The 26,456-nt window shown below is 45.5% G+C and carries 20 protein-coding genes; 14 read left to right on the top strand and 6 right to left on the bottom strand.

Annotated features, from left to right (window positions below):
* The first annotated feature begins 43 nt into the window (after window positions 1-43).
* The 7 genes from BLP80_RS04280 to BLP80_RS04250 all read left to right on the top strand — a co-directional run bounded on the left by BLP80_RS04280 (window position 44) and on the right by BLP80_RS04250 (window position 8,642).
* Window positions 44-1,534 (top strand): lipopolysaccharide biosynthesis protein, encoded by a 1,491-nt coding sequence (locus BLP80_RS04280; RefSeq protein WP_090540488.1) that lies wholly within the window; start codon window positions 44-46, stop codon window positions 1,532-1,534.
* Complete coding sequence (locus BLP80_RS04275; protein WP_090540486.1) at window positions 1,531-3,081, top strand: nucleoside/nucleotide kinase family protein; 1,551 nt, start codon at window positions 1,531-1,533, stop codon at window positions 3,079-3,081. Before BLP80_RS04280 ends, BLP80_RS04275 begins: the two co-directional genes overlap by 4 nt.
* Window positions 3,068-3,655: a hypothetical protein gene (locus tag BLP80_RS04270; protein WP_090540484.1), complete on the top strand. Its 588-nt coding sequence runs from the start codon at window positions 3,068-3,070 to the stop codon at window positions 3,653-3,655. The genes BLP80_RS04275 and BLP80_RS04270 overlap by 14 nt, the downstream gene beginning before the upstream one ends.
* On the top strand, window positions 3,655-4,953 hold the full coding sequence (locus BLP80_RS04265) for an O-antigen ligase family protein (protein WP_090540482.1): 1,299 nt from the start codon (window positions 3,655-3,657) through the stop codon (window positions 4,951-4,953). The genes BLP80_RS04270 and BLP80_RS04265 overlap by 1 nt, the downstream gene beginning before the upstream one ends.
* Window positions 4,954-5,069: 116 nt before the next feature.
* A complete protein-coding gene (locus tag BLP80_RS04260) occupies window positions 5,070-6,224 on the top strand; it encodes a glycosyltransferase (RefSeq protein ID WP_090540480.1) in 1,155 nt (384 codons plus the stop codon).
* A 280-nt stretch (window positions 6,225-6,504) separates the two neighbouring features.
* Window positions 6,505-7,923 carry a hypothetical protein gene (locus tag BLP80_RS04255; protein ID WP_090540478.1) on the top strand — a complete coding sequence of 473 codons (1,419 nt, stop codon included), beginning with the start codon at window positions 6,505-6,507 and terminating at the stop codon, window positions 7,921-7,923.
* Window positions 7,920-8,642 carry an AAA family ATPase gene (locus BLP80_RS04250; protein ID WP_143002225.1) on the top strand — a complete coding sequence of 241 codons (723 nt, stop codon included), beginning with the start codon at window positions 7,920-7,922 and terminating at the stop codon, window positions 8,640-8,642. Before BLP80_RS04255 ends, BLP80_RS04250 begins: the two co-directional genes overlap by 4 nt.
* Before the next feature lie 642 nt (window positions 8,643-9,284).
* On the opposite strand, the gene BLP80_RS04245 is transcribed toward BLP80_RS04250, so the two are convergent.
* The 4 genes from BLP80_RS04245 to BLP80_RS15875 form a co-directional block, all read right to left on the bottom strand.
* A complete protein-coding gene (locus tag BLP80_RS04245) occupies window positions 9,285-9,593 on the bottom strand; it encodes a transposase (RefSeq protein WP_090540475.1) in 309 nt (102 codons plus the stop codon).
* A gap of 149 nt (window positions 9,594-9,742) precedes the next feature.
* Complete coding sequence (locus BLP80_RS15885; RefSeq protein WP_143002224.1) at window positions 9,743-10,426, bottom strand: ISAs1 family transposase; 684 nt, start codon at window positions 10,424-10,426, stop codon at window positions 9,743-9,745.
* Window positions 10,390-10,806: a transposase family protein gene (locus BLP80_RS15880; RefSeq protein WP_256324953.1), complete on the bottom strand. Its 417-nt coding sequence runs from the start codon at window positions 10,804-10,806 to the stop codon at window positions 10,390-10,392. Before BLP80_RS15880 ends, BLP80_RS15885 begins: the two co-directional genes overlap by 37 nt.
* 39 nt (window positions 10,807-10,845) lie before the next feature.
* Window positions 10,846-11,424, bottom strand: a complete 579-nt coding sequence (locus BLP80_RS15875; protein ID WP_218120377.1) for a Druantia anti-phage system protein DruA — start codon at window positions 11,422-11,424, stop codon at window positions 10,846-10,848.
* Between the two features lie 507 nt (window positions 11,425-11,931).
* Between BLP80_RS15875 and BLP80_RS04220 the strand changes: the two genes are divergently transcribed.
* A complete protein-coding gene (locus BLP80_RS04220; RefSeq protein WP_090540467.1) occupies window positions 11,932-13,098 on the top strand; it encodes a glycosyltransferase family 4 protein in 1,167 nt (388 codons plus the stop codon).
* A gap of 253 nt (window positions 13,099-13,351) precedes the next feature.
* On the opposite strand, the gene BLP80_RS04215 is transcribed toward BLP80_RS04220, so the two are convergent.
* Window positions 13,352-13,576: a hypothetical protein gene (locus tag BLP80_RS04215; RefSeq protein ID WP_090540465.1), complete on the bottom strand. Its 225-nt coding sequence runs from the start codon at window positions 13,574-13,576 to the stop codon at window positions 13,352-13,354.
* 1,138 nt (window positions 13,577-14,714) lie between these two features.
* On the opposite strand from BLP80_RS04215, the gene BLP80_RS04210 reads away from it, so the two are divergent.
* The 3 genes from BLP80_RS04210 to galE all read left to right on the top strand — a co-directional run bounded on the left by BLP80_RS04210 (window position 14,715) and on the right by galE (window position 19,705).
* Window positions 14,715-17,204, top strand: a complete 2,490-nt coding sequence (locus BLP80_RS04210) for an Ig-like domain-containing protein (RefSeq protein WP_090540463.1) — start codon at window positions 14,715-14,717, stop codon at window positions 17,202-17,204.
* 296 nt (window positions 17,205-17,500) lie between these two features.
* A complete protein-coding gene (gene galU, locus BLP80_RS04205; protein WP_090540614.1) occupies window positions 17,501-18,388 on the top strand; it encodes a UTP--glucose-1-phosphate uridylyltransferase GalU in 888 nt (295 codons plus the stop codon).
* 330 nt (window positions 18,389-18,718) lie between these two features.
* Complete coding sequence (gene galE / locus BLP80_RS04200) at window positions 18,719-19,705, top strand: UDP-glucose 4-epimerase GalE (RefSeq protein ID WP_090540612.1); 987 nt, start codon at window positions 18,719-18,721, stop codon at window positions 19,703-19,705.
* A gap of 503 nt (window positions 19,706-20,208) precedes the next feature.
* Here the strand turns inward: galE and BLP80_RS16115 are convergent.
* Window positions 20,209-21,108 (bottom strand): PEP-CTERM sorting domain-containing protein, encoded by a 900-nt coding sequence (locus tag BLP80_RS16115; protein ID WP_090540461.1) that lies wholly within the window; start codon window positions 21,106-21,108, stop codon window positions 20,209-20,211.
* A 995-nt stretch (window positions 21,109-22,103) separates the two neighbouring features.
* Between BLP80_RS16115 and BLP80_RS04185 the strand changes: the two genes are divergently transcribed.
* The 3 genes from BLP80_RS04185 (at window position 22,104) to BLP80_RS04175 (ending at window position 26,225) form a co-directional block, all read left to right on the top strand.
* Window positions 22,104-22,544: a low molecular weight protein-tyrosine-phosphatase gene (locus BLP80_RS04185; RefSeq protein WP_090540456.1), complete on the top strand. Its 441-nt coding sequence runs from the start codon at window positions 22,104-22,106 to the stop codon at window positions 22,542-22,544.
* 138 nt (window positions 22,545-22,682) lie between these two features.
* Window positions 22,683-23,897, top strand: coding sequence for a polysaccharide export protein (locus tag BLP80_RS04180; protein WP_090540455.1), 1,215 nt, complete (start codon window positions 22,683-22,685; stop codon window positions 23,895-23,897).
* Window positions 23,898-23,954: 57 nt separating this feature from the next.
* Complete coding sequence (locus BLP80_RS04175; RefSeq protein WP_090540454.1) at window positions 23,955-26,225, top strand: polysaccharide biosynthesis tyrosine autokinase; 2,271 nt, start codon at window positions 23,955-23,957, stop codon at window positions 26,223-26,225.
* The last annotated feature ends 231 nt before the right edge of the window (window positions 26,226-26,456 follow it).

Raw genomic sequence — 26,456 nt, 5'->3', positions numbered from 1 at the left:
CATAATAATAAAATGAAAAGAAAATTTTAGCCGTCCTGCCAAGATGAAGAAATCATCCTTAACAGAACGGGCGACTGCTGGAATCGTGTGGACCCTTGCCGGCACAGGTGGGCAAACCATCCTGAAGCTAGGTGTGCTGATGATTCTTGCTCGACTGCTGACCCCCGCAGAATTCGGTGTTGTTGGTGCAGCAGTTGTAGCCATTACCTTTTTGGGTATATTTGGAAAACTCGGCGTCGCACAGGCATTAGTACAAATTCCGGAGTTAACGAGGGATCACCTGGTAGCCGGTTTTCATCTGTCGCTAGGGCTCGGTCTTTTTGCCGGGTTGGCAGTCTATCTGGGAGCTAGCCTGGTAGAAACACTTTTCCAGATCGAGCAACTTGCCGAGCCGATAGCCATCATGGCTCTTTTGTTGCCGCTCACAGGATTGCAGCAGGTGTCGGAGGCCCGCATTCAGCGCGATCTTAAATTTCGCATTCTGGCTATGGAACAGGTGGCTAGCTACGGAATTGGCTATGGGGGTGTTGCTATTATGCTCGCCTTGATGGGTTACGGCGTATGGGCCTTGGTCGGCGGTATTCTGGGGCAAGGCGTGATAAGAGCCATGATCATGATGGCAATACGCCCCCCTATCCTTGGCATCAGGGCAAACCGAACGGCTTATCGCGACTTGCTGAGGTTTGGCGGCGGGCATGCACTCGCTGAAATCGGACGCACTGGCGCTTATCAGGTTGATAACCTGATCGTAGGCCGATTTCTGGGTGCCGAAGCATTAGGGCTATATGGTCGTGCCTTCCAGGTTGTGACCATGCCGACCAAATTGTTGGGGGTAGGGTTGTTAAAGGTGATGTTCCCGATTATGTCTCGTATGCAATCGGAAGCGGATCGTCTGGCACGGGCTTTTCTACGTTCGATGGGAATGGTTGCAATGCTGGGTCTGCCGTTTAGCATGCTGCTCGCCTTGCTGGCGCCTGAAATTGTCCATGTTTTACTTGGTTCACAATGGATTGCCGTAATTATACCGTTTCAGATACTTGCAGCTTGCATCGTTTTTCGAGTTGGCCATAAGCTTTGTGAAGCATTAGTGCGTGCCCGCGGGGCGGTTTACCGCCTTGCCTGGACCCAATGGCTGTATATGGGAATGGTCTCTCTTGGTGCCTATTTAGGGCATTTTTTGGGGCTTGAAGGTGTCGCCGCAGGGGTTGCTGTTGCGGTAACCCTCAATTTCATGGTGGTATTCATGCTGGTTTCCTCACTCAGCGGCTTATCATTAAGAGCACTCGGAGAGGTCTTGCTGCGCCATCTGGTTATTGCTTTGGTTGTGGTGGGTGTAGCCGCCATTGGGCTCGTATTGCTGCGTGCAGCAGCACTAAATGAAATCGTTAGATTGGTCGTTGTATCAGGTAGTGTATTGCTACTTTATGGAATGATCTGGTTAGTGCGCCCCGCTATTTTTGCTGAAGAAGGAGAGCTTTTGAGATCACTCCTTGGAAAACGATTTTCATCAAAACAGAAGGGGAATCTAAATTGACAGTTTTAACGCCAGCCCAAACTCCGGGTATTGAAGGGCTGGCCAGCCGATTGGCCAAGGAGGCCCAGAACGCCGGCTTGCTTCTATGTCATTGGAAAAGTAACCAGCGGCTTGACCTGTCTGTTCAGGGAAAGACTGACCTTGATATGTCCATTCCTCCCGAGCAGGAATCCAGGCTACGGGTCTTGCTGAAGGATCTTGGTTTTGTTGAATTTCGCTCTCGTCCCTGGCAACGCTATGCAGGTGTGACTGATTGGCTAGCCGTAGACCCTGTTACCGGCATAATGCTCTATCTACAGTTGCATACGCGTCTTTTGACAGGCGCAAAAGCCATCAAGGAGCAAGATCTTCCTTGGCTGGAATTGATGAATGCCGAAATTACACCCGATCCTGAGACAGGAATCAATATTCCGCCCAAAGCATTTGAAGCGCATTTGCTGTTAACGCGCGAAGCGATCAAATCACAAAATCTTCGCGGCAGGATTCTCAATCTACAGGGAAGTGTTCCTGTAACACAAGAATCGCGCATGGAGATGACTTGGTTACTCAATCAATGCAGTGAGGAAGAAATTGAGCAATGGGGTATCAGGCTCTGGGGCAGGGAACACTGGAAGATAATGAAACCAGATTTTAAAGATGAGATTCTCTGGTCAGATGGGCCATTTCGTCGATTGACAGCAGAAATTTCAGCTTCTTTGGCTCCCTACCGGCGTGGGAGTGGACTCGGCCAGAGTGTGAAATTCATCACGATGCGGCTTACTAAATACCTGCATACCTTGCGAGCGTGGCTGGATGGCACGACTATTTCAGGAAAGCATGTTATTGGCCATCATGCACCCATTATTGCGTTGGTGGGCAGCGATGGGGCAGGAAAAAGCACCGTCACAGCCGATCTCCTGAAATTTCTGTCATGGAAAGCCGATGCCACAACAGTGTATTTCGGCACCAATCACATGTGGTTTCGGCACCTACGCAATGCAGTTTTGCGTTTGAAACCCAACCGAAAGACAGACAAACCAGTGAATCGCCCGAATAGATCATCATCAACACCTCGTTCACGATCGTCATTTCCTCTCTGGCTTCAGGCGGTCAAATGGGCGATCATGGCGCGCTTGCGTTTGCACTTTCAACGTAAGGCACTACGTCTGTCACAAAACGGTACCATCGTACTGGCAGACCGTTACCCGCAAGCAGAAGTAACAGGCACATACGATGGACCCTCGCGGCTCGATATCGAAGATCTGGGGGTATTGGGTCGCTTATTGCAGAGCTACGAACACAGCGTGTACAAAAAACTAATGAGCACCCAACCCGATTTGGTGATCAAGCTGATCGCCCCAGTGGAAGTAGCGCTTGAGCGCAAACCCGATCATGATCCAGACGCAATTGCAGCAAAGGTTGAGCTAACACGAAATATCAAGTTTGGTGGCGCGCCGATAGTCGAGATTGACGCCGCAAAACCGCTCAATGAGGTTTTGCTTGAAGTGCGGCGCCATGTCTGGTCAGTGATCCGTGCAACGGCGGAGGGAAAACGTGTCATACCTTGAATTTGTAGGACCACCTGGCAGTGGCAAGACGACTGCTGCGCTTGAGTTACTTGCCAGCGATCACACACTTGCCCCTGGTCGCCGCAGCATTACTGGCAAGAATGTTTCTGTGCGGTTGAATAGGTTTGGCTTGCCTACAGAAGGTTTATTCATGTGGTTACGGCTGACTATAGGGCTCCCCCATGATTTGGCAATGGCTGCTCTTTTCTTTCGTGAAACAGGCCAGTTACGGCGGTCATGCATCATGTTGGCGTTATTGATAAAAGCACGCGCATTGGCAGCAAGCTCACAGCGATGGGTAATCGATCAAGGATTGCAGCAACATATACTCAGTGCGCTCGCCGATCAGTGCCTATCGCAAGAGCGCGCCCTGAAATGGAAACGGCTCTGCTTAGGCGCGCCGTGGCGGCCAGAAAGACTGGTCACACTTTCTGTTGGTTCTGACGAGCTAATCCAACGAGTAAAAAACTCGGCAAAACACATGCAGCAATGCGCGGGTAATTTACCGGAAAAGTATGTAGAAAAGAATTACCTGGCGTTTGAAATTCTTTTTCAAGAAAGAGGAACGCTTTGATGGATTTTGCTAATACGCAAGACAAGCGCTCAACCATTCTCTCGGTATTAATATTCCTGACAGGATTTACTACTGGATTATTTCAGAGTTACATGGGGATTGGAGCAGTCGGCATGGCGGCATTTTTTATGACTGTTTATTTCGTCATCGTTTGTATATCGCAAAGGAAGATTACATTAAGACTTAGGAATCGTCTGTTTTCAAATATATTGCTTATATCAGTTGTGTTGATGATCATGGGGTTGATGATCTCTACGATCATTTCCTCAAGCGAGTGGGCCATAAGGATTTTTCCAATAGCCATACAATACTTTTTTTCGTTTTATATTGCCTACCTATTTATAGCTTCTTTAAATAAGAGAGAATTAGATCTGCTATTGACGTCGTATATTGTTGGTGGCTTTGTTCTCGCATTTTTATCTATTATTATTTATTTGTATGCCTACGATTTTGGAATTCAAAATTTATTGATATGGAGAAATGGACGATTACAAATGTTTAGTGGGGCGAATGGGCTCGCACCGCACATGGTCTTGCTGTCCATATTGCTCATATACAGAATCTCCGTCAAGCAATTGAGTGGTTTATATTATCTGCTGCTAGTGATTCCATTTTATGTAATAACCCTCACTGGCTCTAACTCAGGAGTCATTTTATATATTGTTGCCGTTTTTGGGCTGTTAGCTTTTATCAGAGGATTAAAGCTTAAACTGATATTAGTTATGATGGCTGCTTGTGGCTATTTATTTTTATTAAATATAACTCATATTAGCGAAACATACGATATTCCTGTCTTAAAGAGGTTTGATTGGATTAATTCAGGGAGCGTGGAAGAAGCGGGCACCTATCATGAACGGAGTGAAGCAATACGGGTTGTATGGCTATACGTAATGAATAATCCAATTATTGGGGTAGGTGCAGGAGCGGCTGGGGCTGACGGCGTTTTTACCACCGAGGTGTCAACTGGCCTCTCTTCTCAGCCTCACAATGTCTATGTTCTGCTGTGGGCAGAAGGTGGAATTATCGCAATTGTGGGGCTCCTAGGCTGGCTATTCGCGATCTTGTTTGCAAGTTTGTCGGTAAGTGGAAAACAGAGGATGTTCATATTAGTTACGGCCTGTACTCTCGCCTTGGCGATAAGCATGCGGGCGCATTCCTACCAGTTATGGCTGACTTTGCCTATTTATCTATTGATCGGGATGATTTTTCATGAGAGGCAAGCATGGCAAAAGCAGCAGATATCAAAAATGAATAATCGTCAATACTTAGAACGATTTTACATGGCTAATCAGAAATGATAGAAGGATAGTCTTTTGTTTTTTTATGACATGGCGTTGTTAGCAGCCGAGTAGACGGAGCTGTAAAATTTATTGCAGAATCTCACTGTTAGTTGAGGCATAAAGGGTTTAATAGCATGGAATATTGTTCGCGAGTACGCGTTCTTCATTTAGTCAGAGCGGTAGGCCCCACTTCAATGCCATGGAATGATCTGTATGATACGGGCAGAAAAATCTCGCCGGGGTTGATGTATCCTGTTGTTGAAATTAATTTCAAAAAACCTTTCGCAAATTTTCAAAAAGCGACCTGTGCAGATTCAGTGCGGCGCTTTGTCAATGCAAATCCTGTGAGTGGTTTAGGGTTGGTTTTACGCATCTATTACTCGCTCAGACGCCGTAACATGGTACTTAACTTACATGTGCACAATCCGACTCTGGCCCCCATTGCGCTGATTGCTAAGTTATTTTGCCCAAAACTTCGCGTGATTACCACTCAGCATAATGACTGGCGCTATTTCCGGTTCCATCAAAAGATTGGCTTAAGGATTCTTGCGCGATTATCGGCGTACTATATCGCTTGTGGTCGTTCCATTGCGCAGACTATTCCGGCAGGTGTGCATCAATATCTAGTAAGAAATGGTCGAATGGGATCTATCCCTAATGGAATAAGGCCATATAAGTTGTCGCTATACGATCTGGACCCAATTCCCCTATCTGAAAATATTAATGGTTGCAAACACGCTACAACCGTGACCGCGGTCGTCGTTGCTCGCATGGTACCTCAAAAAAATTGCTTTTTCATCCTTCGTTTGTTGAAAGAAACACAAGTCATTGATCGCCTGATTTGGTTTGGTGATGGCCCGGAACGGGAAGAGATCGAAAGGGAAATTGATCGATTAAGAATAGCTGACCGTATAGAACTTCGCGGAAGAAGGCCGCGAGATGAGGTATTCAAGTCACTAGCTGAAAATACCTTTTACATTGCTGCATCTAAATGGGAGGGGTTAAGTGTTGCAGATCTTGAGGCGGTTGCATTAGGATGCTGGCCCATTATGTCAGATATCATTCAGCGCCAAGAAATTGCTGATGTGCTTCATATTCCTCTTTTTCCCTTGACTGATCTAGCTGCTTGGGTTCGAGGTATTGAGAGTTTCCTGAACCATTCGGATAGCGTACAGCGCGAAATGCGTGACCGAATTAAGAAATTAGCACGCAAAGAATTCGATCTAAACGCCACAGTTGAGAAATATGTACAAACTTATCGAAATACGTACCAGGATCCAATGGCTTGAGCCTTGAGATACTAACAGCATATTTCCACTGGAGAAACGCAGGGCAGTTAACTTAACAGGTATATCCATCTAATTACCTAAATTATGACGCAGCAAAGAATTAACCCGAACATTTCATAAATTGACACGTGCCCTCACTTATTACACTCACCCTCCTTCATGTTTTTGGACCGATACGCTAGTGGAAGTGGGGATAGCATGATTGCCGTTCCTAGTATTTACTCATAATCTCTCGAAAATATCGAGAAGTCTATTTTCGCTAATCAAACCGAGGTTTAACGTGCTTAAGCAAGGAAAACTGATTGAATTTCTTAACACTCTAGATGTAGAGCGCATTCCTTATGTTAGCTGGAAAAATAATCATGAGCTTCAGTATTCTATAAGTGGCGAAAGTGATATCGATCTATACATCCCCCATGAGTACCGATCAACATTCCTGAATCTGGCTATTCAAGAAGATTGGCTTTGCGTTGAAAATCCAGTTGCAAGATATCCCTGGATAACTCACTTATATAGCTACGATGACACCCTGAAATGGTTTCATATCCATGTGTATTTCAAGGTGATAACCGGGGAAAGTTGGCTGAAAGAGTATCAGCTTCCGCTTGAGCGGCTATTGATTGATAATCGTACGCGCTCAGAGAGGAACGGTGTCTGGGTATTAAACTCGCAAACACAGGCTTACTTGTTTGCTCTTCGCCACTTGCTCAAAGGAGGGTCTATCACGAGCAGATTGCTGTATCGCAAAGAGATTATGTCCTACCGCGACGAATGGCTAAGCTGCAATATTCACCTCAATTCAATTCATGATTATGGACCCATCAGGCTCAATGCTTATATAGGGGGATCTGGATTAACTTCTACAGGAATCGCTATACCAGACTTTTTCACGGCGTTACGGTTCCGTCTTTCGGTCATGCCGCTCCTGAGGATGTCAGCATGGGGCCTCCCTGCAAAACGTCTGGGTAGCCTACTTCAGCGAATATTTAACCGGTACTTGTTCCGGAGAAAGAAAATAATGCCTACCGGCGGTTTGGTCATTGCGATTTCAGGTGTGGACGGTGCTGGAAAATCAACCATGCTCAAGGAAGCGCACAAATTTTTTTCGGGTTTTTTAACTGTAAAGCGATATTCCCTTGGCCGGCCACAAGGCAGAATGCTGGAAGCGGCGCGTAAAGGCTTTAATCGCAATCAACAGATAAGCGCGCATAATTCTAGACCACAAAAGCATACCATTACTTCACTGAGAAAAGCTATCTCGGTGACAGTATTAGCTCTGTTGCGCCTTCGTATGGCTCGCAAGGCTATCAGCGATGCGAGGCGTGGCTATTTGGTTCTTGTCGATCGTTGGCCAACAAACGAGCTAAATAAAATGGATGGCCCTAGAATTGTGACCGGCCCAAACAGTGGAAAACTGCAACGATTCTTCGCTTCTATTGAGCACTGGGCCTATTCTCGCATGCCCATGGCGGATGTCTGCTTTTTCTTGCGGCTTCCACTTGAGATCGCACTGGAACGTAATCGATTGAGAATAAAAGAAGGAAAAGAAACGAATGAAGAGATCATGGCTCGTTTCAATCAAAATGAACAACATTCACCGCTTGCATGCAAAATTGTGACTTTTGATAATGGCGGTGAATTCTCTGTTAAGCTTAAAGAATTGTTAGCATTGATGTGGAAAGAGGTAGTAAGCCATTGAGTGAGAAAGAACAACTAAACGCTATTTCCCGTATAGTGATTGAGTGTTTTGGTATGCCTGGGGTTGGAAAGTCATACCTATCCACCAAGCTTGGCAAGATGCTCGAAGCTGATGGGCTGCAAGTTGGGGACGGCATTATAGCAATTAGCAAAATGCCTTCCGCTAAACGCATTACAACTAAAATTTGGCTAATCGTCGCAACGCTATGGGAAAATCGCCGCACAATCGCAACAATATGGAAATTGACACGGTTACATCGACCGCCCAATATCAAGCTTTATAGCAAGCTTCTGATCAACTGGCTATTTGTCAATGCACTGATTCGTATTGAATCACGCGATTCCGATATGGTGCTGCTGGATCAAGGACTCTCACAGGCGCTATGGTCTACTAAATATTATGGACGAAACAAGCCAAATAATCATGTTGTTGCAAGGTTAATGCTGCGTCTACTCAAAGATCTTTATATCGCTCCTTTATCCATTATCTATGTCAGTGCAGATGATTCTTTAATCAAAAAAAGGATAGGCTCGAGAGAGAACGGCAGCAGCCCACTGGATCGTGATATGAATGAATTTATGCGTGCCAAAGCTGCAACCGAACAATCCTTTGCCATTTTTGCATTACTGGCTGAACAAGAATCTACCCTAATTATCACCCATTTTGATAATAGCGACAGCAATTCAATCGACGACTTGAAATTGGCTCTCCCTCAATAGTGAATGTATTCCTTTAACCCGTATTCCTCAGTTGGGCGGGGGCGGAGCGTACGGTTTTGTGGGTGCAGGGCAAGGCACAACGAAGCGGAGTAATCATTCTATTACAATGAGTTACAACACAGTCATGTGTCCGCAAAATTGTGCAATCCGCTCTAGAGCAATAACATCCATAAATTGAGAGTAGAAATTATTGTAAAGGCTTGCGGCTGGTTTTCATGTCGATTGTAGCAGCATCGGCTCATCTGGAAAATGCGTACTTTGGAATTAACCGACCAGAGCATAATGGGTTTCATGCAGCGCCATAATTTTTAGCTTAAAGAACTCGACATCACTAACCCGAATATCTCATAAATTCGCGTGATGATCACGCAGGATTTTGATTAATAGGGAAGTTTTTAGAAAGAGGAGTATAGTGATTCATACACCCGACTGAGCAAAATCTTTCTTATTAATCAAAAGGCAAGTGAGGGCACGTGCCAATTTATGAAATATTCGGGCTAAAGCCATAAGCCATTTTGTGTAACGTTCTAATCTTGTTAATGATGTCTTCCAACGATCCAGTTGATTAGCCATCAAAGTCGAAATAAGCAAGGATACCAGAGCGATGAGCAGCAATGGTTCTAGAGAATTGTTTGAGCATGTTCACATCGGATGCGGCCGTTTTTTTACCCACTCGTCAAGCGCTTTTTGAGCTGAGTTTTTATTCGGTTGATGCCAAATAGCGCGTAATTCTTCTTTCGTGTAATAGACCACCGCCAAGGGTTCATTGAGTTTTAATGCTTCATCCAAACGTTGACGTTCATTGCGCGTGTCATCCATATTTTCAGGATTCTTGAGCAATAACCAACGAATACCTTTCAAAACGGGTTTACCCAGCTCATCTTTTGCCTTCCGATGCAGTTCGCGACGTAATTTTGTCAGTTTCTCATTGAACAACTTGATGATAATCAAACATCAGCGTCGCCTCTGGAATATGAGTCTGTAAAATCAATATGCACGGCCTTTCGGTCATGGTAAATTTGTTCTCGCCTTGAAATCAAAGCGACCGAGTGCGAGTTGAGTTAGAAGTCATACGAAGATAGTCGAAGACCAAACGGGTATTACGGTTCAACTGCTGCATTTTCTGAGAGATGCTGGATTCCCTTGGAGATGAACTGAATGGCACCGCACGCGAAACGTCGCAGGCGAGTGACATTCTCGGGGCCGTGACCTGTTCGGATGCGACAGCGATCCTCATCAAAATTCCAATCGATCACATAGTGACAGCGATTTTCGATTGTCCAGTGCCCGCGATTCACTTTGAGAATACGCTCCGGGCTTGCTTGTTCTGGCGTACGGCTGGTTACTCCCAAAACGACTTCGTGAGTAACTTTTCCAGTTTTTTTGTAAAGGGTTTCCCGCTCGATGAAGAACACTTGCCCGACATGCGGGAAATCGAGGTATTCATTCAGCGCTGTGCTGCACCAGATGCCGCGGGTTTCAATCCTGCCGTGGTCAGGCGGTGTGATCTCGACGAAATCTGGTTTCTTCCGATTCTCGAAAAGTAACGTGATGTCGTTCTTGAGCGTGGCTTGATTATCTTTGACCGTGAAGTGGTAATGCGCCTTTCGATCTACCACAAAGGATGCGAGTTTACGCTGCGTGAGAAGCGCATCGACGGTAATGTCCTTGCCTTGGATGTCAACATTTTCCAGCAACGGAATGAACGTGCCGATCTCATTGGTTTGCTTGGTCTCATCGCCGCCCTCTACGGGTAGCGTGCCGACTTTTTTCGGGTGATACACAAAGTCGTCTCGTGGCCTACGACGCTCATGATGTGCGTTTGCCGCCCCGCTTCGTCTACGGCGTTGCGCATCGTCTTCCCATCAATTGCAAGGCTTTGGTCTTCTGTAGCAAAGGTCGCGTTCCACTGCTGCAGGGCGAGATTGAGCTTAACCGGATCAACCCGAACCAACACATCCCGGATGATGGACTCACTGGGAACAACATATTTTTTATTCTCGCGTCGACATCCGAAGCATTCGCGGGCTCTGGATTTCAAGTCTTTTGCCCACGCCGCGATGGCTTTGTAGCCACGCATGTCGCACAAGGTTGCTCCCGTAGCAATACCCAGCACCACGGATAGCTGATGGCGTTTGCCCTCGGCTCGACGCGGGTCGGGGATGTCATAAAAAATCAGGGAGTGTGCGCATTTGTTGAGCAGTTAGCATGATCTTGGGAGCTCCAGTACGATAGATAGGGCTGAGGGTAGAACGGGAAAGTTGTGCTCGTGCGTTACGCTGCACAGTAAGATAAAGACCCGCTTGGGTGAAGTGGCCTCACTGCTGTAGCCATCACGAGTACGACGATATCCCCGGCTCAGTCCAAGGTAAGTCCAATTTGCTGCGCGATAGACCATGCCGTGAAAACGTGACGGATCAACGAAAGTTTCCAGCAAGCGCAGCGGTTGACCAAAATACGCTTGCCAATCACCAGCTATTCGTTGACGGCACAAGGACAACACTTTGGAACCCAGATTGGGGTAGCACCACTCAGGCAAGATCAGAAAACGGCTGTTGTTGGCGATTAAGTTCAAACAATCATATTGGTGACGAAAGTCCCATCCGATCCAGCGGTCACGCACCCCACACTTCCAGGCAGAGGCAGAAAAACCCACTAATGCCACCCATTCCTCGCCATGATTGGCAACATACCAGAGTATGTGACCGATCTTGGCTAGATTGCCAAGATAGTGATATTGCTGCATCAACTCCCGGTAGCGAGGCTCCTCTAATTTGTTCACTGGACGAACACTTAAATAACTTCCTGAATTTGATTGTGATTAATTAATGAACAAATTTATCCTGACGCCGAGCTCACGTTAATATATTTGTCGAAAAAATTTACACATGTTCATTTTTATTTTCTCTATTAAGAATAACTAATTGATTTTCAATATTTAATTAAAAAGGCACACTTCTTGCTTGTTTATTAATAAATGACGTTTTTATTACAAACCATGACACAAATGTTTCGATGCATGACCGCAATTGTGCAAGCTTACCAATCTGGGTGGCACTTTAGGATTGAATCAAAAATTCTGTCTGGATACCGGAGATAGTATTTCCTTTAGGAGTGATGCTTCTGCATTCACTTTAGTGAGAGGTGGTTTCCTCGCGTATGACTTCTATGGAATGCCAGGTATTCAGATGGATGATTTGCCGGGATTTTTAAATCAAACAGTATTTACGGTCAGCGCGATTCTTAACCAATGGCCGTTATCTCATCCACCTCATACAGGAGGCAACCTATGAAAATTATGTTTTTTGCTAACACCGACTGGTATCTCTATAACTTTCGGCGAGCATTGGCGTCGGCAGTACGCAATGCCGGCCATGAAGTCATATTGGTTTCTCCTCATGGCCCTTACGGGGCAAAGCTGGAAACCCTGGGCTTTCGCTGGATTGCCGCACCCATGGAACGACGCAGCCTGAATCTGCTGTGCGAGGTTGCGGTTATCAACTGGCTACGCAAGTTGATCCGCACTGAAGATGTTGATCTGGTGCATGGCTTTACCATCAAGAGTGCGGTTTATGGTGCATTAGCCGCGCGGTTTTCTGGCGATCGCGCTGTGGTGAGTGCTGTCGCCGGCTTGGGATATGTGTTTACGAGCCGTGATCGTCGTGCCAAGCTGCTTCGCCCTTTAGTACGATCAGCGATGCGTTTTGCCATGGGAGGCAAGAGCGCGCGTTTAATCTTACAGAATCCGGACGACGTTGCCATGTTCAAAGAAGCAGGGATTGTCCATCCGTCACATATAAGCTTGGTCCGGGGTTCTGGCGTTGATTGCTCGCGATTTTCGCAATGCGCTGTGCGTGCGCCAGGCGAGCCGTTGCGGGTGTTGTTGGCGGCACGCTTGCTGTGGGACAAAGGCCTGGCGGAATATGTAGCGGCATCGCGGATATTGAAGGCGAGTGGCCGATCTGTTCGCTTTTTGCTTGCCGGAAGTCCTGATCCAGGCAATCCGAATTCCGTTCCAGAAGCTACGGTCAGGGCATGGGCGGAAGAAGGGCTTATCGAATGGCTGGGCCATGTGGATGATATGCCTACCTTGCTTGCCTCGATTCATGCCATGGCCTTGCCGACCGCTTATGGTGAAGGGGTACCTAGGTCTTTGATCGAAGCGGCAGCCTGTGGTTTGGCACTGGTGACCACGGATGCACCGGGTTGCCGGGAGGTGGTTGCGAATGAGGTGGATGGTCTTCTGGTGCCGCTACGCAATGCTGAAGCACTCGCGGCAGCCATCGCCCGCTTCCATGATGACCCTGAATTAGCAGTAAAAATGGGGCAAGCGGCAAAAACCAAGGCTCTGCGGGAGTTCGATGAGCGCATTGTGATTGAGCGGACTTTGGCAGTTTATGATGAGTTGTTGTATAGCGACCCGGTTTATCAACTTACAAATATTAGGGCAAGGTAAGTCAGCATATAAAACCTCTGCACAACCTTGAAAATTTTGCTGTGGTAGGGAGGGAATTTCCAGATGACAGTTTTACCGTTTTTTCTGGCAGAAAAATGAAGATTTACTCCTTTTTAGGGGATTTTCCCACCTTATGCCTTATTCATACGGACCGCTTCCCTTGATGACGCATCTACGAAAATTTTGTTGGCAGCTCTCTTCAGACTGATACAGAGGCCTTCCATCATGACTTGAGCATTGGCTTTTACCCTCCTCAAGTAGCTGGCGCACCCCATTCTGAATTCTGCCGTGCCGAGAGCGGTTTGTTCTTATACGTCCGGTGCATGATCGCACGCTTGATTTTGTGCTTTTTCAGAAACTGCCAATTGGTGTTACTTGCCGAGCGTCTATCCGCATATACCCAATTTGCCTCGATATATGCACCCTTGATGGTTGCTTCGTAGCGGCAGAATGGTTGCTCCGGAAATTGTCTTTCCATCCATCAGTCCTCCTGTAAAACGGCTCCGAGGGGTCTACCCTCATCCTTTGCGCAGCACGCACCACAAGCGTTGTTTACACAAACACCTTATGCTCGCGCTCGTGGCACACTATCACCCGCCCATCAAACGGCTCATCTCTCCATTCTTCGATAGCCCCACTTGTATAAACCTTTAACGCGAATTTATGCAATATTCGGGTTAATTGTCGTTAATTGGAAACGTTTAATTATTTTTATACATCAGCCAGTTGCACTTTCTTAAGAAACATTTTTGTTGCTCAATTGCAACAAAATATTTCATGAATATCTGCTTTATAGAACATAAAGCAGATAACAATTTGTTTATAAACATAAATATTATTGGCATGATTATTGCTTATCTATTTATACAGCAATTCCGCTGAATTTTGTAAGGAGCAAAAAAAAGAATGTACTTAAATATCTTTCCTTTAACAAGATATCTCGCTTGAGAATAATTGCGACCTTGATGGTTCTGTGCTAGCTCACAAGCGCAGCTTATTAGATCAGGTTTCCAAATAGTTCCAAGCGGCCTATTTGACGAGGCGTCCTAGAAATGGACATTGATGCATTCTGCTCTACCGGGCCTTTTTCCATCATCTTTTCTATGTACACCCAATCTACAAAACACTGGTGGGTTCTATTTATTTGCGGACTTGATCTATAAGGTGCGCAGCATATTGCTTTAGTGCTGAATTTCAAATACACAAAATTAGAATGAAGGTCGTTGATAAGGGCGTATTGCATTCTACAGCTCGTCATGTCATATCATGTATCAACACCTGTCAATATGACCTTCATAACCCATTTATTCGCTTGATTTGAATGGCACTTATGCTGCTGTTTTACAAATCACAGAATCTGCTTGGATGCTAAGCTGATTTTAGCGTCACAGAGATTATCTAAAAATGCAAGCTTAGAATTCATCGCAATATATTGTTAGTTCATGATTTCTGAATACAACATATTGTGCTTTGAAATTTAAAAATTCTTTTCTTGGATAACCTCCTGGAGCCAGGGAAGCAAATGGTTGCCTTTGGTCTGACAAACCCTTGCTTATCGATAGCGGATGATGGTCTTTGGGTTGTTTATTTTCATATACAGAGAGGTATGTATATTTATGTTTAGTTTTTTGAAATATTTAACTTATTCGATTTTAATTTTAACCATATTTGCGCAACAAGCATTTGGCTTACCGGCATTCCCAGGAGCAGAAGGATTCGGCTCGGCAACACCGGGAGGACGAGATGGTAGAGTCATCGCCGTAACGAATCTGAACGATAGCGGGTCTGGAAGCTTGCGTTCGGCGCTGGCTGCTTCAGGGCCCCGCATCGTGGTGTTTCGGGTGGCCGGGACTATTGAGCTAAAGTCGCGCTTAGAGTTGACCGAACCCTATTTGACAGTGGCCGGGCAGACAGCGCCGGGGGGCGGAATCACCATTACCAGACACCCGACGATGGAAGAAAAGGGATTAATGGCGATCCGGACTCATAATGTGGTGATGCGTTATCTCAGACTTCGCAATTTACCACCCTCGGGGGGCAGCGGAGGGGTGGATGCGGTGACCATGTATCCAGGATCTTATAACACCGTCATCGACCACTGCTCTTTTTCTTGGGGAACGGATGAGGTGTTCCAGACGGATGGCGTACGTGATTTCACGATCCAGTGGAGCATCATCGCTGAGGGGCTTAGCAACTCCACGCATCCGGAAGGTGAGCATAGTAAGGGCCTGCATTTCCGCGGCGAAAATTCGGGCAATATCTCGATGCACCACAACCTACTGGCGCATCATATGGACCGCAGCCCCAACATCAATACGACGGGGATATTCGACATGGTCAACAATGTCTTTTATAACGGCGGTAAATTCTGGACCATGGTCAAGGATGTATTTGGCGAGCCGCACGTCAATGCAATCAACAACTACTATAAGCGTGGACCGAGCAGTTGGAGCGCAGATGGAAAAAAAGGCTATGAAATAGTTTTCTATGAAAGCTCTAGCAGCCTGCATCTCAAACCGAAGATCTTTGTACGGGGCAACATCGGCTTTCATCGGTCAACCAACGACCTGCCAGAAGAATTGATCGTGGAAGAAAGCAGCCGTTTTATGCTCGTGGATAGCCGGTTTACGGCACCGCCGATCACCACGGTTTCCGCATCCGAAGCGTTAAGCTTGGTGTTAGGCAATGTGGGAGCCACTTTGCCAATGCGGGATGCCCATGATCAACGCATCATTAATGACGTACGCAATGGAACCGGGCGGATTATTAACGATCCGTCGGATGTGGGTGGCTTGTTGGTGATAGCCTCCGGAACCCCGCCGGTCGATACGGATGGCGATGGGATGCCGGATGAGTGGGAGAAGCAGCAAGGCTTGAATCCGAATAATCCGGCAGACGCAAATCAAGACAGAAACGGTGATGGCTACACCAACATCGAAGAGTATTTGAATTCGCTTGCGCCGAGTAATTCAACCACACCACTCGCGCCACCAACCCCAGAGACCTCCCCGGATAAGGATACAACGCCGCCGACCGTTTCAGTGAGCAACCCGAAAGACGGATCCACGGTTTCTAGCAGGGTGACGGTCTCAGCGACTGCAACAGATATGGAAAGTGGTATCGCAGGGGTTCAGTTCAAGCTAGATGGAAATGTCCTCGGAGCAGAGGATGTTACAGCGCCATTCTCAGTGCCTTGGGAGGCCAGCTCAGCGACACCAGGAACTTATTCCCTTTCGGCTGTGGCTCGGGATAAAGCAGGGAATGAGAAGGAATCAAGTCTGGTTTTGGTCGTCGTAGATGACCAAATTCAGCAGCCGCCCCTACCATCTTCTGGCACGATTTTTGTTACCACTTCCAATAGCGGTGATCTAACCAATGGCTCGCAGTGTAATGACCTCTACGTTTCCTACGGGGACGAAGATATTCTTGCTTATAACACCGTGTCGAAATGCTGGTCCATCTACTTCAAGGGCTCTAACGTGGGGGTTAATGACAAAGAAATCGACGCCTTCCACATCATGCCAGATGGGAGCATCTTATTCAGTCTGTACGCGAGCGCTTCCTTGCCAGATGTAGGTGAAGTCGCTAATACGGATATCGTACGATTTATCCCAACTTCCTTGGGCAAGGATACGGCAGGCAGCTTTGAGTTGTACTTGAAAGGCGCGTCTGTAGGGCTCGATACGAAGGATGAGAATATCGATGCTATCGGCGTTCTTCCAGATGGACGGCTGGTCATCAGTACGAGCGGCAACTTCAATGTTTCCGGTGTTTCCGGCAAGGACCAGGATCTGATCGCTTTCAACGCCATCTCCTTGGGTGAGCAAACGAGCGGCTCGTGGGAGTTGTATTTTGATGGATCGAGAGTCGGCTTAAGCGGCGTCGATGTCAATGGCGTTTGGATTAACGGTAATGGTCACATTTATTTTACCGCTAAAGATCCATTCTCTGTCGCAGGCATCACTGTGGATATCGGCGATATTCTCAAGTGCACGCTAGGTTCGACGGGTATCAATACTTCCTGCACCTATGAGTTCATATGGGATAGTATCGGCAACGGACTTTCACCCGATGCAAAGGTCAACGGAATCCACTTGGCACCATAATACAGAAGGGCTATCGTCATCGGGCAATAGCTCGGTTTTTCTAAAGCTCATCGCGCTCGTTCCGCCATGTCCCAGGGTAGCACGAGCGACATGAGTGTCTTTTCGCGCGTTCTTTGCGAACAAAAATCTCTATACCAAACTGCACTATCCCGTCTCATTCTCACCGTTTCCGGGTGGTTTAGAAACGCTATGAGGCGTGATAGAATTCTTAACCATCAGCCACGCAAGTAAGTATAAGTTGACGTACCCCCACATCATTTAGGACTACATCTCAGGGTAATCTATCTATGCAAAATATGCAAAAAATAACCAAAGCTGTTTTCCCTGTCGCAGGATTGGGAACCCGTTTCTTACCCGCCACAAAAGCTAGTCCCAAGGAGATGATCTCTATTGTGGATAAGCCTTTAATTCAGTATGCAGTAGAAGAAGCTATCGCAGCCGGTATCCAGGAGATGATTTTTATTACAGGGCGAAATAAGCGTGCTATAGAAGATCATTTCGATAAAGCCTATGAAATGGAAGCAGAGCTGGAGGCGCGCGGCAAGAGCGAGACGCTTGAAGTATTGCGCAGTATCGTGCCAAAAAATATTTCCTGTATTTATATTCGGCAACCAGAGGCATTAGGGTTGGGGCATGCGGTATTATGCGCACGCCCTGTTGTGGGCGATCAACCGTTTGCTGTGTTGTTAGCAGATGATCTGATCGAAGGCATTAATCCGGTGATGCAGCAGATGACCCGGCTTTATGAACAGCAGGGTTGCTCAATACTTGGCGTGCAAAATATAAAACCGGAAGAAACCATTCATTACGGCATTGTGAAATGTGAAGCAAAAGAAAAAAAATTACACTCGGTTACACGTATAGTCGAGAAACCTCGGCCCGAGAATGCGCCATCAACACTGGGCGTGGTTGGCCGCTATATTCTTACTTCAAAGATTTTCGAGCATTTAGAACAGACAAAATCAGGTGCGGGTGGAGAAATTCAACTTACTGATGCCATTGCTTCGCTCCTGCAGGAAGAGCAGGTGCTGGCCTATGAATTTACTGGTACTCGCTATGATTGTGGGACCAAGCTCGGCTACCTAATGGCCACCATTGCACTGGGATGCAAACATCCAGAAGTCGGTAAGGATTTTGTCGATTATTTAAATGCGCGTGGCTATCATGAGCCTTCTGATCATTGATTCTCAGACAGCAGATTTGATCGGATTGAAGCCGTGTAGGTTGAGGCATCTTCGAGTGGCTGGGGGATTTGGGTTTGTGTCGCTCGCCCTCAGAGCTCAGAGCTAACCTAGCCCGAATATTTCATAAATTCGCGTGATGATCACGCAGGATTTTGATTAATAGGGAAGTTTTGAGAAAGAGGGGTGTAGTGACTCATACACCCGACTGAGCAAAATCTTTCTTATTAATCAAAAGACAAGTGAGGGCACGTGCCAATTTATGAAATATTCGGGCTAGCTTTAGCCGAAAAGCAGTTTTAGGTTTGAATATACAATCGAGGGTACATGCCAATGAAGAAAATACTCGTAGTAGGTGGCGCCGGCTATATCGGCTCCCATATGGTAAAGATGTTACTCCAAAAACAGCATCATGTTGTCATACTGGATGATCTATCTTCCGGACACCGCGATGCAGTTCTGGGCGGCGATTTTATTTTAGGCAGTCTGGCGGATACGGCCTTACTAAACGGGCTCTTTGCCGAGCATCATTTTGATGGCGTCATGCACTTTGCTTCCTTCATCCAGGTTGGTGAGTCAATGCTCAATCCCGGCAGCTATTATCGGAATAATGTCACAAATACGCTCAATCTGCTGGAGACGATGGTTAATCATAAGGTTTTGACTTTTCTCTTTTCCTCAACAGCGGCCATTTTTGGTGAACCACTATACACACCCATTAATGAAATTCACCCGAAGAACCCCATCAATCCTTATGGTCGAAGCAAATTGATGGTAGAAGAAATACTGGCTGATTTTGATCGCGCTTATGGTCTCAAATCCATTTGCCTGCGTTATTTTAACGCGGCGGGCGCAGATGCAGAAGGGCAACTGGGTGAACGGCATGACCCGGAAACGCATTTAATTCCGCTGGTTTTGCAAGCCGCTGCAGGGATGCGCCCCTATATCACCGTTTTCGGTCAAGATTACGATACTCCCGATGGCACCTGTATTCGCGATTATATTCATGTCGAGGATCTTTGCCAGGCGCATTTGCTTGCCATAGAAAAATTATGGGATGGCGCGCCACGCGGTGTATATAACTTGGGCAATGGCGAGGGTTTCTCAGTTCGTGAAGTGATAGATGCAGCAAGGGAAGTGACGGGACGGGAGATTCCTGTCCAATATGGCGCGCGGCGTGAAGGAGATCCGGCGCGCTTGGTTGCTGATAGCGGTCTTGCCAGAATCCAACTAGGTTGGCAGTCAAAGTATCCGGAAATAGAGAAAATTATTGAGCATGCCTGGCGCTGGATTCTCCATGGCAGCAAACATGATTCATGATCGCTTTGTTACGCCTACGCGTACCCCACCCGTCTAAGAAGGGGTCAAGACGGGTAGAAGTAGTGCTTGCTGCTTTGACAGCTTAGCCCGAATATTTCATAAATTCGCGTGATGATCACGCAGAATTTTGATTAATAGAGAAGTTTCGAGAAGGAGGGGTGTAGTGATTCATACACCCGACTGAGCAAAATCTTTCTTATTAATCAAAAGACTAGTGAGGACACGTGCCAATTTATGAAATATTCGGGTTAGCTCTTCAGAGGCTGTGAAAACGAAGTTTCGCTAAAAAATATTCTTTTTTCACAGCCTTGCAGTTGACCATCCTTATTGTACTGCATACCTCAATATCACAAAATTGATTACTAATTTTGTGCAGCTACTGGAAATAGCCCAGGAAAGAAAATTGGATGGGTAACCTGCAGATTTACTGAAAATTTTTATTGAGTTACCCACAAAGATGATCCAGCCGTATTAGCTATCGTATTGGCTATGCTACTTTCAGCCTATGCACACTTGCGACGACGCATCAGGCTCAGACCTGCCAAACCAATGCCAAGCAATGCCAAGGATGCGGGCTCGGGAACAGCGGTGGGGGTGGCGGTAATTTGAAAATTACCGCTTCCGAGCTGGGGCGCGGCGTTTGGAATGACCGTGCCACTGTCGGCCAGATAAAGCAAGCCATTGATGTTGCCATCATTGTTACCACCCAGTAATGGGTTATCAAATACCGCAAAAAGGGCTTCGAATCCGCCCCAACCACTCAAATTTGAGTCTGTCCAGGTCGCATCCAATACGCCACCATTAACGGTGAAACCGATATCAAGACGGCCGGAAACAGGGTTGCCTGAATTGAGCAATGGGTTGAGAATCACGCCAAGTGGGCCTGGGGCACTTGCAAAGACACCGTTATAATCGACATGAAAACTACCCGCAAGACCAGTGGATGTGTTCGTAATCATTGCAGGAATGCTTCCGCTATCGAGGGTGCGGAGCGCACTGCCCGTAAATACGGTTTGATTCAGAAATCCCGTCACATCACCCATCTGAATACCTGGTACTCCATTGAGATCATAAGCTATGAAACCGCTTGCCACCAAGGCTGGGGTTGAAGCAGGACCACTAAAGGAAACACTGTCTCCGGTACCCAAGCCAAGTTTTTGATTAAATCCTGACGCGCCTCCCAGAGAGGTCGATTCAAAGGGGGCGCCATTGAGATAGCCTTGCGCCGAGAAAACAAACGCTTGGGCGCTCATCGTTGCTCCTATCATCATCATCATGCTTGCCAGACCATACAGGATTTTATGTTTCATCTTTTTTACAGGCGCCAAGTGTGCTCCATGGGCAAGCATTTTTGATGCCCTCATGTCGGTTGATTGAAATATACCCTTTGATTCTAAATTCATTTCAACGTAACTCCTATATCGTTAAATGGGAAATGGATGGGTGTTGAATGTATGGTCATACTTACGGTTTTGAGCCATCTTTCCCGTAATACAAATTGTTCGTTCAAACACCTTCTCTAATTAATAAGCAAAATCTATGCTAAACATGCAAATCATATTTAATTATAATTATAATAATCAAATAATTGCATAATTATCGCCAGCCTTAACTGGGTAATAAAGTATCGGCGTGTAAAAAAAACCGACAACCCTTACACATCCCTGATGCGCTAGTGACAAATGAGCGCCTGGCAGCCAGCCTTTTCTTTAACCCGAATATTTCATAAATTCGCGTGATGATCACGCAGGATTTTGATTAATAGGGAAGTTTTGAGAAAGAGGGTGTAGTGATTCATACACCCGACTGAGCAAAATCTTTCTTATTAATCAAAAGACAAGTGAGGGCACGTGCCAATTTATGAAATATTCGGGTTAAAAGATCATCAACCTCGTCAATTTAAGAGAGGGATCAGCAAAAAAGCAGGGTATATCTATCCTTTCTCGTGGATTATCCCTATCTTAAAAAAAGATATAAATAGGTTAAGAAAACACGTACTGAGATTGAGAGAAATTAAAATAGTGAATTTGATGTGCAAGTTGGCTAGCTATCTAAACTTTGAAGGTACAATGAAAATCGAAGTCGTTGCACAACGGAGAAGAGCGATATAATGATGCGTTATTTGCGAGGCAACCCCTAATCCTAATCAAAAGTAAAGTCAGCAGCTTCATTGAAATAATTATTGATATATCGCTTCACCGCTTGATCTGAGCTTAGCGAATGCCTGCACTCAAGCTAGATTTTTCAGTCGGATAGAGTGGCTGGTTTTAGGGGTACAAGGTAAGGCGTAACGGCGCGGAATAGCTTACGGTATTCACCAAGTTACTACAAACGGTCATAATTTTTCTGGATAAAAACTATAAAAGTACGTCTTTTTTTGAGATAAAAGAATCACTCCTTGTTTAAGAATATATTAATTGTTTGCATCGGCAACATATGCAGAAGTCCAATGGCCGAAGGATTATTAAAGCAGGCAATTGCCGAATTAGGCAAAGCTGATTGTTTTGTATGTTCTGCTGGACTACATGCACTGGTAGGTCATAGCGCAGATCCCAAAGCTTGCCAACTGATGATAAAAAAAGGTATAGACATTTCAGGTCACCGTGCCTGTCAATTGAATAATGAGATGATCCGCAAAGCGGATCTCATTCTGGTGATGGAATCGTTCCAAAAAAAGATTATTGAAGAAAAGGAACCCAGCTCCAAAGGAAAAGTTTTTCGTCTCGGAGAATGGGGAAGATTTGATATTGCCGATCCTTACCAGAAGGAATTATTGGTTTTTGAGCAATCACTTACATTAATTGAACGTGGTGTATTCCAGTGGATAAGCAAATTATAAGGCGAACAACATAAAAATTTATGGATGAGTGCTCTATTAATTTATCAAACCGGTAAAAATTTTGTTGATTTAAACATTACACTTCAATAAGTTATCGTAAGATATTTACAATCTATATTTTATTTACATTTGAATTCTATGCGTGCTAAAACTTTCTTAATTCTTATTGCGCTATCCCAACTTGCTGCCTGTAGCATCATACCGGGTCAACATATGAGCCATTTTAGAAAGCAATCAAGTGTGGAATTGCCAGTGACGGAAAATGAAGAAACCATTTTAAAAAAACTCAACATTCAAACCATCAATGCTCAGTTGATCGTTGAGTTAGAGAAGGATTTTAATAATCGCAGCCTGGGCCCTGACAACGTCGCCAATCATTATTTTGATTATCGCATTGGCTCAACAACCATAAAAGGTGTCCCAACCAAAGAACTTTACACTCAATATCGTGTCGGGCCGAGGGATATTCTCAATATCACTGTTTGGGACCATCCAGAATTAACCATCCCGGCGGGTCAATTCCGCTCCGCAGAAACAGCGGGTAATGTCGTCGGAGAAGATGGAACAATCTTCTATCCCTATGTAGGAGTCGTTCAGGCGGAAGGTAGAACCGTCGAAGAGATCAGGGGCGATATAACGCAAAAACTATCGAAGTATATTGAAAACGTGCAACTGGATGTTCGTGTGGCCTCTTATCGTAGTCAGCGGGTTTATGTCGTGGGTGAGGTAGCTAAACCAGGGATTCAGTTAGTCAGAGATATTCCACTGACTGTGTTAGAAGCCATCAACAATGCAGAGGGTGTAAAACCTGGCGCAGATCTGCGCAATATTACCTTAACCAGAGAAAGCAAAACTTACAGTATTAATTTGCTCAGTCTTTATGAAGGAGGTGATATCACCCAAAATGTACTGTTGAAACATGGCGATGTACTGAATGTGCCAGATAATTTGTTTAACAAAGTATTTATACTCGGAGAAGTAAAACTATTCGGTGCCGGTGGCCCTGCCGGTCGAGCACGTAGCCTTGTTATGAATAAAGCACGAATGACATTGGTTGAAGCGATCAGTGACACAGGCGGCTTTGATCAAGATACCTCCGATCCTGCCAGAATTTTTGTGTTTAGAAGTGGGTTAGGCAAATCAGAAATCTTTCATCTGGATGCAAAATCACCTGATGCGCTACTCTTGGCGGAGCGTTTCCCGTTGCAACCACGTGACGTGATTTATATCGATCGCGCTATGGGTATCCGCTGGAATCAAATTATTGCGCAAATCCAACCGACCATTAACCTGCTAAATTCATTGGATGGTGTGTTAAGGGTGCAACCATTACTCGAACGGCCAGCTAGATAAATGGACCCGAATATAAACATCTGGAAACTTGATTAATCACTATTTATGCATAATACAATGTCCAATTTACCTGTTGACTACCCTAAAACTCAAATCGACTATTCACTGAATCAAGAGGATGAAAATGAAATCAATTTGAGTGAATTAATAAGCATTTTAGTGGACAATAAATGGTTAATCATCACCATCACTTTCATTACGTTATCGCTAGGTATCGCCAAAGCTTTTCTTGATGCGCCAGTTTATAAAGCTGATGGCTTATTGCAGGTAAAAGAAAACACAGGCTCCATGGCCGGTCTGGAAGCATTGACAGGTCTAGTAGATACCAAATTATCGGTTTTGGCTGAAATTGAACTGATCAAATCGCGATTGATATTGGGAGAAGCCGTTCATAATCTTCATCTGGATATCATTGCCAAGCCCAAATATTTTCCTGTCTTTGGTGGAGCTATTGCCAGACGATTTCAGGAAAGTAACCAGGATAATTCGCTGTCCAGTCCTTTATTGGGACAGTCTCACTATGCCTGGGGCGGGGAAATGATTCAAGTCGACACGTTTAATGTACCTTCTGATTTGAATGACAAGGAATTCATATTACAAGCGGGAGAATTGGGTCGGTTCAAGCTTATTTATAATGACGAGACACTTCTCGAAGGTGAGGTGGGCAAAATCGCCAGTAAACAACTGGGGAACAATGGGCGATCCATAGAGATCTTTGTACCGTTATTGTTTGCTCGACCGGATACACACTTTACTGTGATACGTGAGTCCACGGGCCTAGCGATCAATCGCTTAAAAAGTAATATTTCCATTATGGAGAAAGGTAAAGGTACGGGGATACTTGAATTAACAGTCGAAGCACCCAGCCAGGATAAAGCTGTGCGCATATTGAATGAGATCGCCAATATTTATGTACAGCAGAATGTTAATCATAAATCTGCTGAATCCCAGAAAACCCTGGAATTTCTGGAAAAGCAGCTACCTATCCTCAAAGAACAAATGGAAGCCGCCACAGATGCTTTGAATGATTATAGGATCCGGCAGGGTTCTGTTGATTTAAATCTTGAAACGCAAAATGTATTGAAAGGAGCCGTCGAGCTGAAAACACAGCTTACTTTATTACAGCAAAAACGCGACGAGCTGCGACAAAAATACACTGAATCCCATCCTATTATCATCTCTCATGACAAGCAAATTGCTCGATTGCAGGGACAGATTAATTCTCAAGATAAGAAAATCGGAGTATTACCGGAAACCCAGCAAGTTATCTTGAGGTTGTCCAGTGATATGCAAGTGAGCACCGAGCTTTATACGACCTTGCTCAATAATGCGCAAACGCTACGGGTAGCAAAGGCAGGGACAGTCGGGAACGTAAGAATCGTCGATTATGCTATGTTGCCTGACGAGCCCATTAGACCCATGAAAATCCTCATTATTAGTATTGCACTCATTTTAGGACTCATCCTGGGTGTAGTGGCAGTATTTATTCGCAGATTATTAAGCCACGGTATCGAAGACCCTCATTTAATCGAGAAACAATTGAATATCCCTGTTTATGCGACTATTCCACATAGCAGAAAACAACAAGTACTGGTTAACAAAATTAAAAAGATCGCTCGTTCAGGTCATAGCCTACCTGCTATGTTGCTGGCGGTGGAAGATAAGGAAGATCTCGCCATAGAAAGTATGCGCAGTCTACGCACTACTTTACATTTTGCTTTTTTAGAGGCGCGAAATAATGTCATTATGGTAACGGGACCGAGCCCGGCTATTGGAAAAACGTTTGTTTCATCTAATCTGGCTGCTGTAATGGCCAGTGCCGGCAAAAAAATATTACTTATTGATGGTGATATGCGCAGAGGTAATATCAATAAATATCTAGGCATTGAGAAGGCGCATGGGCTCTCGGAGCTTATTCTGAATGCAATAAAAATAGAGGATGCCATTCATGGCATAACGTCCGCTAATTTCGATTTTATTTCTACCGGTTCGTATCCTCCCAATCCGTCAGAATTATTGCTGCATGAAAATTTTGCTATTTTATTGGAGAATATCAGCAAGCAGTACGATCTCGTCATTATTGACTCACCGCCCATCTTGGCGGTGACCGATGCGGCTATTATTGGTCGTCTAGCCAGCGCGACACTCATGGTTGTTAAAGCGGGTGTGCATCCTATGCGGGAACTGGAACAAAGTGCAAAAAGGCTTGTTCAAGCGGGCGTCAATTTGAAAGGCATTGTGTTTAATGATCTACCGCAACTGTCTTCTCAATCCAGGTATGGCTATGGTAAATATGTTTATCAATATAACTACAAAAGTGGCAAATGAAATGTCGGAGATGATTCGGTATTCGATTCAGTCGAATACCGAATCAAAGTGAGACAAAGCCGGGAGTTTTTGACTCTTTCTAACTCTTTGAGGTATCAGCCAGCTTGTTGATCATTACGGCTGGAAAATACCTCCCTCATGGCAGAATGACGTGCATGCCATTTACGTTATGACCGGCTAATCCATGAGTGGAACCACTCCACACGAGATCATAAGTACATTTGGTGATAG

This window comes from Nitrosomonas sp. Nm132 (genome assembly GCF_900100485.1).
GTDB lineage: Bacteria > Pseudomonadota > Gammaproteobacteria > Burkholderiales > Nitrosomonadaceae > Nitrosomonas.
The sequence above is the reverse complement of the archived record's forward strand: the minus strand, read 5'-3'. Positions and strand labels throughout refer to the sequence as shown.

Coding starts and splice junctions, on each gene's coding strand:
- BLP80_RS04280 (WP_090540488.1), top strand. CDS start 44: ATGAAGAAATCATCCTTAACAGAACGGGCGACTGCTGGAATCGTGTGG.
- BLP80_RS04265 (WP_090540482.1), top strand. CDS start 3,655: ATGGATTTTGCTAATACGCAAGACAAGCGCTCAACCATTCTCTCGGTA.
- BLP80_RS04260 (WP_090540480.1), top strand. CDS start 5,070: ATGGAATATTGTTCGCGAGTACGCGTTCTTCATTTAGTCAGAGCGGTA.
- BLP80_RS04220 (WP_090540467.1), top strand. CDS start 11,932: ATGAAAATTATGTTTTTTGCTAACACCGACTGGTATCTCTATAACTTT.
- BLP80_RS04215 (WP_090540465.1), bottom strand. CDS start 13,576: ATGGAAAGACAATTTCCGGAGCAACCATTCTGCCGCTACGAAGCAACC.
- BLP80_RS04210 (WP_090540463.1), top strand. CDS start 14,715: ATGTTTAGTTTTTTGAAATATTTAACTTATTCGATTTTAATTTTAACC.
- galU (WP_090540614.1), top strand. CDS start 17,501: ATGCAAAAAATAACCAAAGCTGTTTTCCCTGTCGCAGGATTGGGAACC.
- galE (WP_090540612.1), top strand. CDS start 18,719: ATGAAGAAAATACTCGTAGTAGGTGGCGCCGGCTATATCGGCTCCCAT.
- BLP80_RS16115 (WP_090540461.1), bottom strand. CDS start 21,108: ATGAATTTAGAATCAAAGGGTATATTTCAATCAACCGACATGAGGGCA.
- BLP80_RS04180 (WP_090540455.1), top strand. CDS start 22,683: ATGCGTGCTAAAACTTTCTTAATTCTTATTGCGCTATCCCAACTTGCT.
- BLP80_RS04175 (WP_090540454.1), top strand. CDS start 23,955: ATGTCCAATTTACCTGTTGACTACCCTAAAACTCAAATCGACTATTCA.